This window comes from Anoxybacteroides tepidamans, from assembly GCF_014201465.1.
Taxonomy (GTDB): domain Bacteria; phylum Bacillota; class Bacilli; order Bacillales; family Anoxybacillaceae; genus Anoxybacteroides; species Anoxybacteroides tepidamans.
Window position 1 is genome coordinate 116,621 of the sequence record NZ_JACHEP010000002.1, and the last position, 18,790, is coordinate 135,410.

Consider the following 18,790-nt stretch of genomic DNA (forward strand, 5'->3'; position numbering starts at 1 on the left):
TCCTATTTTTTTACAATTCTTTTTTCATCTAATAACATTGATACATTGCCGATTTCATATTTTTGTTGAATGGCGATAATAAGTGGTTCTAGCGCTTCAGCCGTCGATAACGTAGGGTGCATTAAAATCATGGCGCCTGGGTGAAGTTTTGATGTTACCCGTTCCACTATAACAGATGGCGATGGTTTTTGCCAATCAATTGTATCGACACTCCACATTATCGTTCTCATACGCAAGTCATATGCGATTTTCACAACATCATCGCGATAGCTTCCGCTTGGAGGAGCGAACCATTTACACTTAACCCCTGTCGTTGCTTCGATGACTTCATTTGTTTTTTCAAGCTCGCGGCGAATGGCTTCATTGCTCATTGTTTTTAAATCCGGATGGCTATACGAATGATTTCCGATTTCTTGTCCTGCGTCTACAATCATTTTTGCCATATCCGGATAATTTTTTACCCAGCGACCTTCAAGGAAAAATGTAGCTTGAACGTGGTATTTTTTCAAGATTTCTAACATTTTCGGAATATATTCATTTCCCCAGGCGACATTGATGAGAAACGCAACCATCGGCTTTTCCGGATTCCCACGGTAAATCGCTGCTGGCGGCAAATCCTCTAGGTGAACCGCAGGAGGAACTTGTTGATAAACAAGCTTTCGTTCGTCAAATATTCCGTCTTTTTTCATATTTTTGTAAGAAGCTTCAACATTTACTTTCAATCCATTGTATCCAGGGATAGCTTTCCATACTCGATCGACGACGGCGTTTTGCGGAGGAATTTCATATTGTTTCGCTTTTGTTTGAATTTCCATATAAAGTTTGTCGCTTGCTTTCGATGCTTCTATGCTTTTTTCCCTCAATGCGGTGATATATTCATTGATAAATGATTGGTTGACAATGCCCCACGAAAATAAAAAGATCACAATAAACAATATGTAGCGTGTATAAATATCTCATCCCCCCTTTTTTATTACAAATATGTAGAGGGAGGACAAGATAGAACCTATCATATAATAACAAAGAAGCCTAGGATCGTCCTGAGGCTCCTTACTCGTTTTGCTTTTCTTTTTGTTCGCGCAATACCGCTTTTCGCGACAAGTTGACGCGTCCTTGTTTGTCAATTTCTGTAACTTTCACTAAAATTTCATCACCGATCGCCACGACGTCTTCCACTTTTCCGATGCGCTCTTCGGCAAGTTCGGAAATGTGAACAAGACCGTCTTTGCCGCTAAACAGTTCGACGAACGCACCAAATTTTTCGATCCGTTTCACTTTTCCTAAATAAATTTGTCCGACTTCGACTTCGCGAACAATATCTTCGATGATCTTTTTTGCTTTTTGGTTCATTTCTTCGTTGACAGAAGAGATAAAAATCGTACCATCTTGTTCGATGTCAATTTTAACGCCCGTTTCTTCGATAATTTTGTTAATTTGCTTTCCGCTCGGTCCGATGACATCGCGAATTTTCTCTGGATTAATTTGCATCGTTAAAATTTTCGGCGCATATTTCGAAAGCTCTTTTCGCGGCTCGCTAATCGTTTGCATCATATGCTTCAAAATTTCCATGCGCCCTTTTTTCGCTTGTTGCAGCGCTTCTTCTAAAATTTCGCGCGACAATCCTTTAATTTTAATATCCATTTGTAGGGCGGTGACGCCTTTTTCCGTTCCAGCCACTTTGAAGTCCATATCGCCAAGATGGTCTTCCATGCCTTGAATGTCCGTTAAAATCGTGTAATGGTCACCGCTTTTCACAAGCCCCATTGCAATTCCGGCAACCGGCGCTTTAATCGGCACACCTGCATCCATCATTGCGAGCGTGCTTGCACAAATGCTCGCTTGGGAAGTGGAACCGTTTGATTCTAACACTTCTGAAACGAGGCGAATCGTATACGGGAATTCTTTTTCAGACGGAATCACCGGCTCTAACGCGCGTTCTCCTAGCGCACCGTGCCCAATTTCGCGGCGTCCAGGCCCGCGCATCGCTCCTGTTTCACCGACAGAAAACGGCGGGAAGTTATAATGATGCATAAACCGTTTCGTTTCTTCAATGCCAAGTCCGTCTAAAATTTGCACATCGCCAAGCGCTCCTAACGTACAAACGCTAAGCGCCTGCGTCTGTCCGCGCGTAAATAGCCCTGACCCGTGCGTGCGCGGCAAAAGTCCAACCGCTGAAGAAAGCGGGCGAATCTCATCAATTTTTCGGCCGTCTGGACGAATTTTTTCTTCGGTGATGAGGCGGCGCACTTCTTCTTTTACAAGCTTGTACAAAATTTCATTCACTTGTTTTAACGTTTCTTCATCCGCCTCTTGCTCTTCATATTTGGCGATGACGCTTGCTTTTACTTCGTCAATCGCCGCTTCGCGAGCCAATTTCTCCGGAACTTGAACCGCCTTCTTAATATCGGTTTCCGCAAACGCGCGAATTTCCGCTTCTAAATGAGGATCGAGCTCATATAGAACGACTTCCATTTTTTCTTTGCCGATTTGTGCGGCAATTTCTTCTTGAAACGCAATCAACCGCTTAATTTCTTCATGGCCAAACATAATCGCTTCAAGCATGACCTCTTCAGGAACTTCATCAGCTCCCGCTTCGACCATGTTAATGGCGTCTTTCGTTCCAGCCACAACAAGGTGAATGTCGCTCTTTTCTGTTTGTTCAACAGATGGGTTAATTACAAATCTTCCCCCCACTCGCCCTACTGTTACCCCAGCAATCGGTCCTTCAAACGGAATGTCCGAAATGGTTAACGCTAACGATGAGCCAAACATAGCCGCCATTTCTGGTGAACAGTCTTGATCGACACTCATAACCATCGACACGATTTGTACTTCGTTGCGAAATCCTTCTGCAAACAACGGACGAATCGGTCGATCAATGAGCCGGCTTGCTAAAATCGCCTTTTCGCTCGGGCGACCTTCACGTTTAATAAATCCTCCAGGAATTTTACCGACGGCATATAGACGCTCTTCATAGTTGACGGTTAACGGAAAAAAGTCGACGCTTTTCGCTTCTTTTGATGCGGTCGCTGTGCTTAATACAACCGTATCGCCGTAACGAACGAGCACCGCTCCGTTTGCTTGTTTTGCTAACTGGCCAATTTCCACAACGAGCGGACGTCCTGCCCAATCTATGGAAAATACATGTTTTTCTTGCTCCATACAGATGAGTACTCCTCTCTATGTACAAATCGAAAATGCTAATTACCACTTAATATAGTATGAACGAATCCCTATTCAACTATCAACAACATATAGTTGAACTTATTAATAGAAGGCGATTCGCTTTTTGTGTACAAAAAATTTCTTCGACGTTTGTATACGAACACTCTTGATCTACTATCGTAAACACCTCTATAGTGCTTATTTTCTTATCGTCTTGGATTATCACTATCACGACTTAAGCAAGGGGTTGGTTGCAACAAATGATTCCGTAACTAGCAAAAAAGCGGGAATGCTCCCGCTTTTTCCTTATCGACGTAATCCAAGTTTGTTAATCAATTCACGATAACGTGTGATATCTTTCTTACGTAAGTACGTAAGTAAGTTACGGCGTTTACCGACCATTTTTAACAATCCACGACGTGAATGATGATCTTTTTTATGAACGCGCAAATGTTCATTTAAGTTGTTAATTTGCTCTGTAAGGATAGCAATTTGTACTTCTGGCGAACCAGTATCTGTCTCATGAATTTTAAACTGGTTGATAATTTCGTTTTTGCGTTCTTGCGTTAATGCCATCCTTGTTCACCTCCTCATCATGAAACACCAATTACCGAGCAAGCGCCGGTGACTCGCGTTGCCAAGCAATGGTTATTTTACATACATTTATTAGAATACATCTTTTTGCGGCAAAACGCAAGTATTTTCGCTTAAATTTCGAAAATATGCTTTTGCTTGTTCTTTATCGCGCTCAATTTGAGCTACTAGTTGTTCAATGCTTGAAAATTTTTGCTCGCTGCGCAACCGTTTATGCCATTCAATTGTGACTGCTTCTCCATAAACATCCTTTGAAAAATTAAAAATATGAACTTCAATATCCGGTTGACCTTCTCGTTTGTCATGGAAGGTTGGCTTGTATCCGACGTTACATACTCCTTCAAACGTTTCGCCACCAATTTTAACTTTCACCGCATAAACTCCAAGCGCTGGTAAAAGGTAATCATCCGCTAACTCGATGTTGGCCGTAGGGAATCCGATTGTACGCCCGCGTTTTTCACCGCTAATCACCGTGCCTTCGACTGTATAAAAGCGGCCGAGCAGTTCAGGGAGCTGGCAAACTTCGCCGTTTTTAAGCAGTTGCCGAATATAGGTTGAACTAATTTTTTCACCGTTTCGCGTTAATTTTGGAACGGTCGTATGCGTAAATTGTTCTCGCGAATGAAAAGGAAGCGTCTCCATTGTCCCTTTTCCGAGCCGGCCATACGTAAAATCGAATCCTGCGACAACATGCTTCACATGAAAACCGATAATATATTGATCGACAAATTGTTGTGGAAGCAATTCTGCAAATTCAGCCGTAAATTCTACAATGTATAAATAGTCGACTCCTAATTGAGCGATGAGCCGCTCTTTTTCCTTTAACGGCGTAATCAATTGAACATGTTGCTCTTTTTTTCCTAACACAACGGAAGGATGCGGATGAAATGTCATGACTGCGCTTTTATATCCTTTTTCGGTCGCAATCTGGACAGCGCTGCAAATCACTCGTTGATGTCCAACATGGACGCCATCAAAATAACCTAACGCCATCACGGTTGGTGGAAAGTCTTCTTTTTTCATATAATGAGGGTGTGTGATGAATCGTGTTTTCATTTTCGTTCTTCACCTTCTGCCTTTCGCTCTTTTCCTCAACGAAACACTTTCAGAGGTTTGATGAGGTGCGGTTTTGCCGGATGTTTGCTGTAAAGAGCGATCGCTTCATTTTGTTCATCCACCATTACAATCGGCCCTTCTAGCGATTGCAATAAATGAGGAAGTGGTAAAACCGCGCCGTTTTTTACTTTCTCTGCTACTTTATCATTCATTTGATATTTCGGCAAATGAAAAAGCGCTTTTTCGATGGGCAATAATAATTTTTTTATGTCGCCAAAAGCCATTTGTTTTTCAATTTCTTCAAAGGTGACACATTGCTCTAGTGAGAATGGTCCAGCTGCCGTCCGAATTAAATAGGACATATGAGCAGGGTAACCTAATCGTTCTCCGATCATGACCGCCAATGTACGAACATACGTCCCTTTGCTGCATATAACGCGAAAACGAAACGAGATCGTTTCGCCTGAAAATGTTTCTCGTTCATCTAATAAAGTGAGTTCGTGAATTGTAACAGTGCGCGACGGCCTTTCCACTTCGATTCCAGCGCGAGCATATTCGTACAGCTTTTTTCCGTTTACTTTGACCGCAGAATACATCGGTGGCGTCTGCGTAATATCGCCCGTCAGCTGCTGAAATACCCGTTCGATTTCCTCTCGATGAATGGTGTGGTCGACTTTTTTCGTTTCTATTACTTCTCCAGAAGCATCTTCCGTTGTTGTAGCAATTCCTAACGTTACTTCTCCTTCATATGTTTTCGTTGTTCCTGTTAAAAATTCAGCAATTCTCGTTGCTTTCCCAATACAAATAGGCAATACCCCTGAAACATCTGGATCAAGCGTTCCAGTATGTCCCACTTTTTTTATATGTAATAGGCGGCGAATTCGAAACACACAGTCATGTGATGTCATTCCTGCTGGTTTATGTAGCAATAACACCCCGTCCATTGTCACACCCCTTTTTGTATAAAGAATAAGGCTACTTTTATTGTGATTCACGGGTGTTGATTATCCATTATTTTACTAAAAAACATAGAATCATATGGCTTAACACAAGCTTTTCTGCCTCTTTCCTTGAACAAGAACGCCTGCGGGCAAATGTCATTTGCCCGCAAAGCGTTCATTGTTCGAGGAGGGCATGCTAATACTCCCAGTCGGCAAGCTGAGCTTAGCCGACTCCGGCAGAAAAGCTAGGAATAGAGCGATGTCAACTCGTTTTTATTGGTTAATCAACACGCCTGATTGTAATTATGACATTACATTTTGCATCATTAGAATGGCGAGAGGAGCAACAGCCATGCCATTTTTCTATGCATAATGAAAATGGATAGACCGCACGTCTATCCATTATTCCTCTTTGTTATGTTCTTGAGAAATTTGTCGAATTAACGATTCAATGCGGTTTCCATAATCGATTGATTCGTCAATTTCAAAATAAATTTCCGGCGTTTTTCGCAAACGGATGCGCTGTCCGATTTCAGAGCGGATAAAGCCTTTTGCTTTCGCTAATCCTTTTAATGTGTTTTGCCGCTGTTCTTCATCGCCGAGCACGCTAATATATACTTTTGCTTGCTGTAAATCACCGGTAACTCGCACATCGGTTACGGTCACAAAACCGATGCGCGGGTCTTTAAGTTTGCGTCCAATAATATCGCTCAATTCTTTTTTCATTTGTTCACCAACGCGTGTAGCTCGCAAACTCATTATCATCACCTCGATTAAAACCACTCAAATGTTGTAACCGTCCGTTCGATTTCCGGAAAGGAATCGACCATCTCTAACGCACGGCGCAGTTCTTTTTCTGTCGTAGCACGATCGGACGTAATAGCTACGATTCCAAGCTTTGTGCGCTGCCATAGATTTTGGTAGTCGATTTCGGCTACTGATATATTATATTTTTGTTTGAGCCGTGTGATTATACGTTGTAACACCGCTCTTTTTTCTTTCAATGATTGCGCATCGTAAATGAGGCATTCACATTGTACGTAACCGATCATTTACGTTCGACTTCCCGCATCACATATGCTTCAATGACGTCTCCTTCTTTAATGTCATTAAAGTTTTTAATCGTCATTCCGCATTCGTAACCTTGCGCAACTTCTTTTACATCGTCTTTGAAACGTTTCAATGTATCGATTTGTCCTTCGTAAATGACAACACCTTGGCGAATGAGGCGAACGCTGCTGTCGCGCGTAATTTTTCCGTCTGTGACGTAGCATCCTGCAATTGTTCCAACTTTCGATACTTTAAATGTTTGACGGACTTCGGCTTGACCGATCACTTGTTCTTCATATTCAGGATCAAGCATTCCTTTCATCGCCGCTTCAATTTCTTCAATCACTTTATAGATGATGCGGTGCAAGCGAATGTCGACTTTTTCGGATTCTGCTACTCGCTTAGCATTCGCGTCTGGACGAACGTTAAAGCCGATGACAATGGCATTTGAGGCGGATGCCAGCATAATATCATATTCCGTAATCGCACCGACGCCGGAATGGATAATTTTCACACGAACCCCTTCGATATCAATTTTTTGCAATGCAGCGACTAGCGCTTCCACTGATCCTTGAACATCAGCTTTTACGATAATATTTAGCTCTTTCATTTCGCCTTGTTTAATTTTCTCAAACAAATCGTCAAGGCTGACTCGCGTTTTCACGCTGCGTTGTTCAAGCAGTTGTTTTTGCGCCCGCGCTTCGCCAATTTGACGCGCTTTTTTCTCATCTTCAAATACCATAAAGCGATCGCCAGCTTGCGGTACGTCGTTGAGACCTGTAATTTCAACAGGCATCGATGGTCCTGCTTCTTTCACGCGGCGGCCTATATCGTTTGTCATCGCCCGCACGCGGCCGTATGTGCTTCCAACGACAATCGGGTCACCAACGCGCAACGTTCCCGACTGAACGAGCAATGTTGCTACAGGCCCACGGCCTTTGTCCAGTTTTGCTTCGATGACCGTCCCGGTCGCGCGACGATTTGGATTCGCTTTTAACTCTTCCATTTCGCTAACAAGAAGAATCATTTCTAATAAATTGTCGATTCCTTCTCCCGTTAAAGCAGAAAGTTTGCAATAAATCGTATCGCCGCCCCATTCTTCTGGAACGAGATTATATTCCACCAGCTCTTGCATGACGCGGTCTGGGTTCGCGGTTGGCTTATCGATTTTGTTCACCGCTACAACAATTGGAACATTCGCTGCTTTTGCATGGTTGATGGCTTCAACCGTTTGCGGCATGACACCGTCATCGGCGGCAACAACAAGAATAACAATATCTGTTACTTGTGCTCCCCTTGCCCGCATCGTTGTAAACGCTTCGTGGCCAGGGGTATCTAAAAACGTGATCTTTTTGTTGTTCACCACTACTTGGTAAGCGCCAATATGTTGTGTAATTCCTCCTGCTTCTTGCTCCGTTACTTTTGAGTTGCGAATCGAGTCAAGAAGCGTTGTTTTTCCGTGGTCAACGTGTCCCATGATCGTGACTACCGGCGGACGTTCCACTAAATCAGCTGGATCGTCCACAATTTCTAACGACTCAAAATCCGTTTCATCAATCACAACTTTCTCTTCGACTTCCACGCCATAGTCCGAGCAAATTAATTCAATCGCATCTTTATCTAAGTCTTGGTTAATGGTTGCCATAATGCCGAGCATGAACAGTTTTTTAATGATTTCTGACGGTTCTTTCCCTAGTTTTTTTGCTAATTCGGCAACCGTTAATGAGCCTTCAAATGTGATTTTTTTCGGAAGTTCTTTTTCTTTTTTCTTTTGTGTTTCTTGTTGAGGCGCTTCGTGTCCTCTTTGCTTTTTATTCTTTTTGTTCGTAAAAATTTTCTTTTCTTTTTGTTGGATTTGCAAGTCGTGTTTTTTTCCTTCTTTGTTTTTGCTTGCACCTTTTTTAATCGGCACTTTCGTTGTAATGACTTCTTCTTCGTCTTCAAAATCCGTGATAAATCCTTTTGGTTTAACAGCAACGTTTGCCGGCTTTTGTTTTTGTTCTTTTTTCTTATACGTATGATCTAGTTTTTCAACCACTTCTGGTTCAAGTGTAGCCATATGATTCGAAACCTCGATATTCATTTCTTTTAGTTTATGAATGATGTCTTTACTAGAAACGTTATTTTTTTTCGCGTACTCATATACACGTATTTTAGACATAGATTCACCCCCACAATGATACGTCGAACATCGTCATTAACTTGTTTGCAAAACCTTCGTCGATGACGGCGACGACTACTCGAGCGTCCTTGCCGATCGCCTGCCCAAGTGTATAGCGATCGGTTGCTTGGCGCAACGGAACGTTGTATGACGTGCATTTATCTTGAATTTTTTTTTTCGTATTCATGGACGCATCTGCGGACAAAACCACTAGTTTTGCTCTTCCACTACGAATTTCTTTAATAACTAGTTCTTCACCGGAAACGATTTTGCGTGCACGATTCGCTAACCCTAACAAAGATGTCCATTGTTTATTGTCCATTCTCCGCTTTAGTCCCCTTCTCCGCCAGCTGAAGCAGTTGCTCATACAATGAATCGTTAATTTCTGCTTTCAAATGATAGGCCAAGACGTTTTTCTTTTTCGCAAGCAAAATGCATTCTTTATCTAGAGTGATATATGCACCACGTCCGGCTTTTTTTCCAGTCGGGTCAATCGAAACTTCTCCTTCTTTCGACCGGACGATGCGAATCATTTCTTTTTTCGGCTTCATTTCTCCGGTTACAACGCATTTTCGCATTGGAATTTTCTTCATCCCGCTCACCCCTCACTCGATTTCTTCTTCCGTTAAATCGAATGTTTGGTTGCTTTCATCTTCATTATTTATCGGTGTGTCGAAAGAATCAAGCGAAGCGGATGGAACATATACGATTCCTAGTTCTTTTGCTTCGGATTCACTTTTAATATCGATTTTCCAGTTTGTTAGCTTCGCCGCTAAACGAGCGTTTTGCCCACGCTTGCCGATCGCAAGAGATAACTGATAATCTGGAACAATGACTGTTGTCGCCCGCTCTTCCTCGTTCACGATGACGTGCAATACCTTCGCTGGGCTTAAAGCGTTTGCGACAAATTCAACCGGATCATCCGACCAACGGACGATGTCAATTTTTTCGCCTTTTAATTCATCAACAACTGCTTGAACGCGTTGACCTTTTGGTCCGACGCATGCGCCGACAGGGTCGACTTCTGAGTTGTCAGAGTGTACCGAAATTTTCGAACGATCTCCCGCTTCACGGGCAATCGACTTAATTTCGACCGTTCCGTCATAAATTTCTGGTACTTCCAGTTCAAAAAGGCGTTTTAATAGTCCTGGATGCGTACGAGACACAAAAATTTGTGGACCCTTTGTCGTTTTTTCCACTTTTGTAATATACACTTTCAGGCGATCGTGCGGTTTGTACGTTTCATTTGGCATTTGCTCGCTAACTGGAAGCAATGCTTCGACTTTTCCAAGGCTCACATATGCAAAACGCGAATCAACACGTTGGACAATTCCTGTCATAATATCTTCTTCACGATCGATAAATTCAGCGTAAATAACTCCGCGCTCTGCTTCGCGTACTCGTTGGGTCACGACTTGTTTGGCTGTTTGTGCAGCGATACGGCCAAAATCTTTTGGCGTCACTTCCAGTTCCACTACATCGCCCACTTGGTAATTCGGATTGAGGAGACGCGCTTCATCAAGAGAAATTTCTAAACGAGAATCATATACTTCTTCGACAACTTCTTTGCGCGCAAACACGCGAATCAAACCTGTTTCCATGTTAAAGTCTACGCGCACATTTTGCGCTTGGCCAAAGTTGCGTTTATAAGCAGAAATAATCGCCGCTTCAATCGCTTCGACCAACACTTCTTGGCTAATGCCTTTTTCTTTCACAAGCGCAGCTAAGGCATCTAATAATTGCGTATTCATGAAACGAAAATCCCCCTTTATGTTTAGCTACCCATTAGAAAAAGATCACGGCAAGCCTTGCGCTTGCAATTTTTTCGTATGGAATTTGAATCAACTTTTTGCGCGTTTTTTGTTTTACCGCAACGGTTACCGTTTGGCCGTCAAAGTCTGCCAATTCACCTTCGAACTCTTTTTCTCCTTCAATCGGTTCGTATGTTTTAATATATACATTTTTTCCAACGGCCCGCTCAAAATCAGCTGCCTTTTTCAGCGGACGTTCCGCTCCCGGTGAAGACACTTCTAAGAAATAGTTATATGGAATCGGGTCAACAGCGTCTAATTTTTCGCTTAATTTTTCGCTTACGACACCACATTGTTCAATGTCAATTCCTTGTTCCGAATCAATAAACACGCGAAGAAACCAATTTTTACCTTCTTTCACATACTCAATGTCCACTAATTCGAGGTTCATGTCGTTAAGAATTGGTGCCACTAATTCTTCCACCACTTCTGTAACTTTTTTACTCATTTTTTCCCTCCTAAAAATTCGAGAAATCCGTCACTCACATGTGTTCTCCTTTTGCTTATCGGGCGCGATAACACATCCAATCAATGCGAAAGAGTGGGTTTCCCCACTCTTTTCTTACACATTATCTTCACCTTTTCCCCTAAAACTATAACATATTGGAAAATGTTTTGCAACCAATCGCTCTAGAATAAAGAAAGTTGATTTTGATCTGGTAAAGAATCAAGACAACCGCGACTCTCTAAATATTCAAGAATCGTTTTCGATACTTTTCCGCGCTGTTGCAAGTCTTCTTTTGATAAAAATTCGCCTTCTTCGCGGGCGCGAACGATGCTCAACGCCACGTTCTCCCCGAGTCCCGGAATCGCATTAAACGGCGGAATGAGCGAATTGCCATCGATGACAAATTGTGTTGCTTGTGAACGATACAAGTCGATGTTTTTAAACGAGAATCCCCGCTCGCACATCTCAAGCGCAATTTCTAATACAGTCAGCAAGTTTTTCTCCTTAGCCGATGCATCTAATCCTTTGGCGTTAATTTCTTCGATGCGTTTGCGAATCGCAGCTGATCCTTTCACCATCGCGTCTAAATCAAAATCTTCCGCACGCACTGTAAAATATGATGCATAATATAGCAATGGATGATGGACTTTGAAATACGCAATGCGCACCGCCATTAAAACATACGCAGCTGCGTGCGCCTTAGGGAACATATACTTAATTTTTTTGCATGATTCGATGTACCATTCCGGCACGTCGTGTTTGCGCATTTCTTCTTCGAATTCCGGCGTTAGTCCTTTTCCTTTGCGGACGGATTCCATAATCTTAAATGCTAAAGATGGCTCAAGGCCGCGGTAAATTAAATACACCATAATATCGTCGCGGCACCCGATTACTTCCGACAGCGTGCAAATTCCGTTTTGAATTAATTCTTGTGCATTGCCAAGCCATACGTCCGTTCCGTGCGAAAGTCCCGATATTTGTACGAGTTCAGAAAATGTTTTTGGTTTTGTATCTTCTAACATTTGCCGGACAAAGCGCGTACCGAACTCTGGAATGCCAAGCGTCCCGACGTTACACATAATTTGTTCTGGAGTGACGCCGAGCGATTCCGTCCCACTGAAAATTTTCATTACTTCCGGATCATCCGTCGGAATCGTTTTTGGATCGATACCGCTTAAATCTTGCAGCATGCGGATGACTGTCGGATCGTCGTGGCCGAGAATATCGAGCTTTAATAAATTATCATGGATGGAATGGAAATCAAAATGCGTCGTCCGCCATTCCGAGTTCGTCGCATCAGCCGGATATTGAATCGGCGTAAAATCATAAATGTCCATGTAATCTGGAACAACGATAATGCCGCCTGGATGTTGTCCGGTCGTCCGTTTCACACCGGTGCATCCCGCCGCAAGCCGGTCAATTTCCGCCCCGCGAAGTTCTAAATTGTGGTCGCTTGCATACCCTTTGACAAATCCGTACGCCGTTTTATCGGCCACCGTGCCGATCGTTCCCGCCCGATACACATTGTCTTCCCCGAACAACACTTTCGTATAGTTATGGGCGCGTGGCTGATATTCGCCAGAGAAATTCAAGTCAATATCCGGCACTTTATCTCCTTTAAATCCAAGGAATGTTTCAAACGGAATGTCATGCCCGTCTTTTTTATACTTCGTCCCACATTTCGGACAATCTTTGTCCGGCAAGTCAAAACCTGAACCGACCGAACCGTCATTGAAAAATTCAGAGTGTTTGCAGTTCGGGCACACGTAATGCGGCGGAAGCGGATTGACTTCCGTAATCTCTGTCATCGTTGCGACAAACGATGAACCGACCGATCCGCGCGAGCCGACGAGATAGCCGTCGTCGAGCGATTTTTTAACGAGTTTGTGGGAAATTAAATAAATGACGGCAAAACCATGGCCGATAATGCTTTTTAACTCTTTTTCCAAACGCTTCTCGACAATCTCCGGCAGCGGATCGCCGTATATTTCTTTCGCACGCCGGTAACTCATTTCGCGAATCTCTTCATCCGCGCCTTCAATGCGCGGCGTGTACAACTCATCTTTAATTGGTTTCACGTCTTCAATCAAATCCGCAATTTTTTGCGTGTTTGTCACAACAATTTCTTTCGCTTTCTCTTCCCCTAAAAAGGCAAAACATTCAAGCATTTCATCTGTCGTCCGGAAATATACATCCGGCAGTTCATGGCGATTGAGCGGATTAGCACCCGATTGCGAATGAATAAGTATTTTTCGGTAAATTTTATCTTCCGGATTCAAATAATGGACGTTTCCAGTCGCCACGACAGGAATATTTAACTTCTCCCCTAACAATACGATATTGCGAATAACCTCTTTCAGCATCGCTTCATCTTTTACATAATCCATCTCAATTAACGGCTTGTATACTTCCGGCGGATGCACTTCAAGAAAGTCGTAAAACTTAGCAATCTCTTCCATTTCTTCGGGCGCTTTTTGAATCATATTGTCAAATACTTCGCCTTTATCGCAGCCGGAACCGACTAAAATCCCCTCACGGTGTTGCTGTAAAACGGAACGCGGAATGCGCGGCACGCGGTAAAAATATTGAACATGTGCAAGCGAAACGAGCTTAAATAAGTTTTTCAAGCCGACGTTGTTTTGCGCAAGCAACGTCACATGGAACGGGCGGGAACGCTGGTAAGCCGTTTCTTGGCGGGAGCGTTCATTCAATTCGTCGTGATACAACATTCCTTTTTCTTGCGCATCTTTCAGCATCCGCATGAGCAAATGCCCGGTCGCTTCCGCATCATAAATCGCACGGTGATGTTGCGTTAGTTCAATGTCAAATTTTTTACAAAGTGTATTTAAGCGATGATTTTTTAATTCTGGATATAAAAATCTTGCTAACTCAAGCGTATCGATCACTGGGTTCGTTACCCGCGGAATGCCGATTTTTTTTAACCCAGCATTTAAAAAGCCGATATCAAAGCTCGCGTTATGGGCAACGAGAACGCTGTCGCCAATCCATTCGTGAAACTCGCGTAACACTTCTTCCACATCAGGAGCATCTTTCACCATGTCATCCGTAATTCCTGTTAATTCGATTGTCGTAATCGATAGCGGATGATGCGGATTCGCAAACGACGTAAACCTGTCGATAATTTCCCCGTCTTTTACTTTCACGGCTGCCAGCTCAATGATCGTATTATAAACAGCCGATAACCCGGTCGTTTCCACGTCAAAGACAACAAACGTGTCTTCGGCTAATAAGCGGTGCGCTTCGTTGTAAGCGATCGGTACACCGTCATCAACGATGTTTGCTTCGACGCCATACAATACTTTCATGCCGTATTTTTTCGCTGCGCCATACGCCTCCGGAAATGACTGAACGACGGCATGATCGGTTACAGCAATCGCAGGATGTCCCCATTTTTTCGCTTGTTCGATCAGCTTCGTCACCGATGTCACCGCATCCATTTGACTCATCGGCGTGTGCAGATGAAGTTCGACCCGTTTTTCGCTCGCCGTATCTTCCCGCTCGTTCGGCTTGATTTCATTCACATCGTTCGCTAATAGTACAAGGTCGCGTACGAACGTATCATTTTGCACGCTTCCTCTTACTTTCACCCACATACCTTTTCTAACCTTTTCCATCAGCGCCGCATCTTCTTTATCGCGGGAGAACATTTTAACTAAAATGGAATTGGTATAGTCGGTCATTTTAAATGTTAACAACGAACGGCCGCTTTTTAACTCTTTCACTTCCGCCTCAAATATATATCCTTGCACAACGACGCGCTTCTCTTCTTCTACGATGCTATCAAGCGTCCGTACCTCTTCTTCTTCCCTAATTGGATAACCGATAACAAGCGGCCCCGCTTGTTCTAGTACTGCCTCTGCCGGCGGCTCCTTCTTCGTCACCATTTCCGCTAAAGCCGCTAACGCGCGCGCTTCGTCTTCTTGCTGCTTTTGCGCTAAAAATTGTTCGTATTCTTGCTCAGATGGTTTCACTTCCGTTTCTAACTGCAAAAACGGAAACCCAAACGATTGGTACACTTCGGCCATTTTCGCGGCAAACCGCCGTTTCAAAGCGATCGCCTCTGTATCGTTGCGCGCCGTGATATATAGCTTATGCCCTTTTACAAGCGGAAGCTGTTCATGAAGCAACGTAAGAAGTGGAGAAGCAATCCCTTGCAGCTCATGCAAACAAAGCGACCAATAATCATGGACATCCGATGGCGTAAAAACAGGATTCGTCGTCTGAATCGTATGTTTGACATGGGCGATATGCTGAAACGCTTGAACTAGCTTTTGCGTGAAGAGCTCGTATACGTTATATGGCAAAATGTTCGGCAATAAAAAGTAAAAATGCCAACACCGGTGTTCCTTTTCAATCACAAGCTTTTGGATGCCAGCTTCTGAAAAATACGGAACGATCTCGTCAGACGTCAATTCAAGTTGCTGCAACAACACTTGAAAACGTTCTTTTTGCTCGCTAGTTAACATAACGTTGATCTTCCCCCCCTCTATAAATGAATAAGCAGAAGGGCTGCCCCTAAAAAGGAATCAGCCCCTGATGCGTTGATTACGATTGTAATAGACGTTTTACAGTTTCGACTAATTCGTTCACATGGACTTCCATCGATTCTCCCGTTTGGCGCACTTTTACTTCCACGATTCCTTCGCCGGCACGCTTTCCGACGGTCACACGGACAGGAATTCCGATTAAATCGCTGTCGGCAAATTTCACACCCGGACGCTCCGGACGGTCGTCATAAAGTACCTCCAATCCTGCTTGTCTCAATTTTTCGTACCATTCATCCGCAAGCTCGCGCTGTTCGTCATTTTTCGAATTGATCGAAATGAGATGAACATGGAACGGCGCAACTGTTGCTGGCCATACAAGCCCGTTTTCATCGCCAAACTGCTCTGCGATCGCAGCAAGCAAGCGGGAAACGCCGATGCCGTAGCAGCCCATAATCATCGTTTGCATGCGGCCGTTTTCATCAAGATAGGTCGCATTCATCGCTTCGCTGTAACGAGTGCCTAATTTAAAGACGTGTCCAACTTCAATGCCGCGCGCAAAACGAATCGTTCCATTTCCGTCCGGTGACGGATCTCCTTCCTGAATAAAGCGTAAATCCGCATATTGCGAAACGGTAAAGTCGCGGTCAGCATTTACCCCTATGTAATGATATCCCTCTTCATTAGCACCGCATACGCCGTTGACAATCGCTTGAACCGCATAATCAGCAATAACCGTTACCGATTCAGTCACTCCGATCGGACCGAGCGAGCCGACTGGACAATTCATCACTTCTTTCGTTTCTTCTGGTGAGGCAAGTTCAACAATGGAAGCATCTAACACATTTTTCACTTTTACATCATTCGCTTCGTGATCCCCGCGAACAAGCACTAACACATAACGATCGTCTACTTTAAAGAGCAGTGATTTAATGCATTTTTCTGGCGCAACTTGCAAAAATGACGCCACTTCTTCGATTGTTTTTTGCTCCGGCGTATACACCTTTTCTAACGGACGAAGCGGTTCATCGCTTTTTTTATATGTCGTCACGACAGGAGCCATTTCGATGTTCGCTGCATAATCAGACGAGTCCGAATAAGCGATCGTATCTTCGCCAATCTCAGACAGCACCATAAATTCGTGCGTATCTTTTCCGCCGATCGCTCCCGAATCGGCGATGACCGCACGGAAATTTAAGCCGCAGCGGCGAAAGATATTGGAATAAGCTTCGTACATTTTGTTGTACACTTCATCTAAACTTTCTTTTGATGTATGGAACGAATACGCGTCTTTCATAATAAACTCGCGGCCGCGCAACAATCCGAAACGGGGGCGCTTTTCATCGCGAAACTTTGTTTGAATTTGGTACAAGGTTAACGGCAACTTCTTATATGTTTTCACTTCATCGCGCACTAACGCTGTAATCACCTCTTCATGCGTCGGACCAAGCGCAAAGTCGCGGTCGTGGCGATCTTTTAACCGCATAAGCTCTGGCCCATACGAATACCAGCGACCGGATTCTTGCCAAAGTTCGGCTTGCTGAAGCGCCGGCATTAGCAGCTCGATCGCACCAGCGCGGTTCATTTCTTCACGAATAATTGCCTCCACTTTTTGCAGTACGCGTAGACCGAGCGGCAAAAAGGTATAGACGCCGCTCGCGCTTTGGCGGATAAATCCAGCCCGCAATAAAAGCTGGTGGCTTTTCACTTCCGCGTCTGCTGGCACTTCGCGTAGCGTTGGAATAAACGACTGACTTTGTTTCATCTTATTGCACCTCTTACAAGAAAAATTTTTGAATATCATTCCATGTTACCACTAACATTAAAAGCATTAAAAGCGCAAAGCCGATAAAATGGACCATCCCTTCTTTTTGCCGGTCAATCGGCTTGCCGCGCAACGCTTCAATCGCAAAAAACAGAAGGCGTCCGCCATCAAGAGCAGGAAGCGGCAACAAGTTTACAATCCCAAGGTTAATGCTTAAAATCGCGCCCCATTTCATCACATAGTAAATGCCTGACTGTGCCACTTTGTTGGTCGATACCGCAATTCCAACCGGACCAGACAACATATCAAGCGAGAACTGACCGGTAATTAAATGACCGAGGCCTACGACAATTTGCTTTGTCCAATAATACGTCTCTAAAGCACCTTGCTTAAAAGAACCGAAAACGGATTTTTCCATCGGCCCATAGACGCCGATCAAACCGATCGTTTCACCTTGAACGTTTTTCGCTTCCGGCGTTACCGGAATGTCAAACACTTTGCCGTCACGCTGAATTTTAAACATCAATTTTTCTTCCGGGTGAGCGCGGATAATCTCAACGACCTGCGTCCACGTCATCACAGGCTCATTATCGATCGAAAGAACGACATCCCCTTGTTGCAACCCCGCCTCGCGTGCCGCTCCTTCTTTTGTTAACTCTCCGATAATCGGTTTATCGACCGGGTATCCTTGCAACAGACCGATCAGCACAAACACGACGAACGCCAACACAAAATTCGCCATCGGCCCTGCAAAAATCGCCAACGCCCGCTGCCCTAGCGTTTTGGAAACGAATTGGCGATGGTAAGGAGCGATTTGAATTTCTTGATGATCGATGACAAAAAAGGCTGGTTCACTTACCGAAAAACGAACTAACCGCTCTCCGTTCTCGTCTTCATAACCAGTAATATACATATCATGCTCTAAATCTGCTTGCTCAACTTCAATGATTTTCGCATTCGGATGTTCGTCTTTATGGTTGATAATGATTTTCTTGACCTTTCCGTCACGGTCCAATTCAAGTCCAACTATTTGTCCCGGCTTGACTTCGATCATTTCCGGGTCTTCCCCAGCCATGCGCACAAAACCGCCTAATGGAAGCAGACGGATCGTATAAACCGTTTCGTTTCGTTTGAACGAAAATACTTTCGGGCCAAAACCAATCGCAAATTCACGACATAAAATTCCCGCGCGCTTAGCAAAAATTAAATGCCCAAGCTCATGGAAAAAAACTAACGCACCAAAAATCGCAACAAAAGCAATAACCGTATTTAAAGTATTCAAATTTTCAACCAC

At 43.9% G+C, this 18,790-nt stretch carries 15 protein-coding genes; all 15 read right to left on the reverse strand.

Annotation, left to right across the window (positions count from 1 at the left end):
• Window positions 1-2: 2 nt before the first annotated feature.
• Window positions 3-884, reverse strand: coding sequence for a polysaccharide deacetylase family protein (locus HNQ34_RS03435; protein WP_409978353.1), 882 nt, complete (start codon window positions 882-884; stop codon window positions 3-5).
• Window positions 885-1,050: 166 nt separating this feature from the next.
• Window positions 1,051-3,162 (reverse strand): polyribonucleotide nucleotidyltransferase, encoded by a 2,112-nt coding sequence (pnp, locus tag HNQ34_RS03440; RefSeq protein WP_183251559.1) that lies wholly within the window; start codon window positions 3,160-3,162, stop codon window positions 1,051-1,053.
• A gap of 309 nt (window positions 3,163-3,471) precedes the next feature.
• Complete coding sequence (gene rpsO, locus HNQ34_RS03445) at window positions 3,472-3,741, reverse strand: 30S ribosomal protein S15 (RefSeq protein ID WP_183251562.1); 270 nt, start codon at window positions 3,739-3,741, stop codon at window positions 3,472-3,474.
• A gap of 90 nt (window positions 3,742-3,831) precedes the next feature.
• Complete coding sequence (gene ribF / locus HNQ34_RS03450) at window positions 3,832-4,815, reverse strand: bifunctional riboflavin kinase/FAD synthetase (RefSeq protein WP_183251564.1); 984 nt, start codon at window positions 4,813-4,815, stop codon at window positions 3,832-3,834.
• A 35-nt stretch (window positions 4,816-4,850) separates the two neighbouring features.
• Window positions 4,851-5,759, reverse strand: a complete 909-nt coding sequence (gene truB / locus HNQ34_RS03455) for a tRNA pseudouridine(55) synthase TruB (protein WP_183251566.1) — start codon at window positions 5,757-5,759, stop codon at window positions 4,851-4,853.
• A 399-nt stretch (window positions 5,760-6,158) separates the two neighbouring features.
• Window positions 6,159-6,515 (reverse strand): 30S ribosome-binding factor RbfA, encoded by a 357-nt coding sequence (rbfA, locus tag HNQ34_RS03460; RefSeq protein WP_183251568.1) that lies wholly within the window; start codon window positions 6,513-6,515, stop codon window positions 6,159-6,161.
• A gap of 14 nt (window positions 6,516-6,529) precedes the next feature.
• Window positions 6,530-6,808: a DUF503 domain-containing protein gene (locus HNQ34_RS03465; RefSeq protein WP_183251570.1), complete on the reverse strand. Its 279-nt coding sequence runs from the start codon at window positions 6,806-6,808 to the stop codon at window positions 6,530-6,532.
• Entirely contained in the window at window positions 6,805-8,967 is a 2,163-nt protein-coding gene (gene infB, locus HNQ34_RS03470) for a translation initiation factor IF-2 (protein ID WP_183251572.1), read from the reverse strand. Before infB ends, HNQ34_RS03465 begins: the two co-directional genes overlap by 4 nt.
• A 4-nt stretch (window positions 8,968-8,971) precedes the next feature.
• A complete protein-coding gene (locus HNQ34_RS03475) occupies window positions 8,972-9,289 on the reverse strand; it encodes a YlxQ family RNA-binding protein (protein ID WP_183251574.1) in 318 nt (105 codons plus the stop codon).
• Window positions 9,279-9,569, reverse strand: coding sequence for an RNase P modulator RnpM (gene rnpM / locus HNQ34_RS03480; RefSeq protein WP_183251577.1), 291 nt, complete (start codon window positions 9,567-9,569; stop codon window positions 9,279-9,281). The genes HNQ34_RS03475 and rnpM overlap by 11 nt, the downstream gene beginning before the upstream one ends.
• Window positions 9,570-9,572: 3 nt before the next feature.
• Window positions 9,573-10,718, reverse strand: coding sequence for a transcription termination factor NusA (nusA, locus tag HNQ34_RS03485; protein ID WP_183251579.1), 1,146 nt, complete (start codon window positions 10,716-10,718; stop codon window positions 9,573-9,575).
• Between the two features lie 34 nt (window positions 10,719-10,752).
• Window positions 10,753-11,226, reverse strand: coding sequence for a ribosome maturation factor RimP (gene rimP, locus HNQ34_RS03490; protein WP_183251581.1), 474 nt, complete (start codon window positions 11,224-11,226; stop codon window positions 10,753-10,755).
• A 182-nt stretch (window positions 11,227-11,408) separates the two neighbouring features.
• Entirely contained in the window at window positions 11,409-15,713 is a 4,305-nt protein-coding gene (locus HNQ34_RS03495) for a PolC-type DNA polymerase III (RefSeq protein WP_183251583.1), read from the reverse strand.
• A 79-nt stretch (window positions 15,714-15,792) separates the two neighbouring features.
• Entirely contained in the window at window positions 15,793-17,496 is a 1,704-nt protein-coding gene (locus HNQ34_RS03500) for a proline--tRNA ligase (RefSeq protein WP_183251585.1), read from the reverse strand.
• Between the two features lie 13 nt (window positions 17,497-17,509).
• Window positions 17,510-18,778: an RIP metalloprotease RseP gene (gene rseP, locus HNQ34_RS03505; protein WP_183251587.1), complete on the reverse strand. Its 1,269-nt coding sequence runs from the start codon at window positions 18,776-18,778 to the stop codon at window positions 17,510-17,512.
• Window positions 18,779-18,790: the final 12 nt, after the last annotated feature.

What these genes read in the sequence shown, in the direction of transcription:
- pnp (WP_183251559.1), bottom strand. Translation starts at nt 3,162, where the DNA reads ATGGAGCAAGAAAAACATGTATTTTCCATAGATTGGGCAGGACGTCCG.
- HNQ34_RS03500 (WP_183251585.1), bottom strand. Translation starts at nt 17,496, where the DNA reads ATGAAACAAAGTCAGTCGTTTATTCCAACGCTACGCGAAGTGCCAGCA.
- infB (WP_183251572.1), bottom strand. Translation starts at nt 8,967, where the DNA reads ATGTCTAAAATACGTGTATATGAGTACGCGAAAAAAAATAACGTTTCT.
- rbfA (WP_183251568.1), bottom strand. Translation starts at nt 6,515, where the DNA reads ATGAGTTTGCGAGCTACACGCGTTGGTGAACAAATGAAAAAAGAATTG.
- HNQ34_RS03495 (WP_183251583.1), bottom strand. Translation starts at nt 15,713, where the DNA reads ATGTTAACTAGCGAGCAAAAAGAACGTTTTCAAGTGTTGTTGCAGCAA.
- ribF (WP_183251564.1), bottom strand. Translation starts at nt 4,815, where the DNA reads ATGAAAACACGATTCATCACACACCCTCATTATATGAAAAAAGAAGAC.
- truB (WP_183251566.1), bottom strand. Translation starts at nt 5,759, where the DNA reads ATGGACGGGGTGTTATTGCTACATAAACCAGCAGGAATGACATCACAT.
- HNQ34_RS03475 (WP_183251574.1), bottom strand. Translation starts at nt 9,289, where the DNA reads ATGGACAATAAACAATGGACATCTTTGTTAGGGTTAGCGAATCGTGCA.
- rimP (WP_183251581.1), bottom strand. Translation starts at nt 11,226, where the DNA reads ATGAGTAAAAAAGTTACAGAAGTGGTGGAAGAATTAGTGGCACCAATT.
- rpsO (WP_183251562.1), bottom strand. Translation starts at nt 3,741, where the DNA reads ATGGCATTAACGCAAGAACGCAAAAACGAAATTATCAACCAGTTTAAA.
- nusA (WP_183251579.1), bottom strand. Translation starts at nt 10,718, where the DNA reads ATGAATACGCAATTATTAGATGCCTTAGCTGCGCTTGTGAAAGAAAAA.
- HNQ34_RS03465 (WP_183251570.1), bottom strand. Translation starts at nt 6,808, where the DNA reads ATGATCGGTTACGTACAATGTGAATGCCTCATTTACGATGCGCAATCA.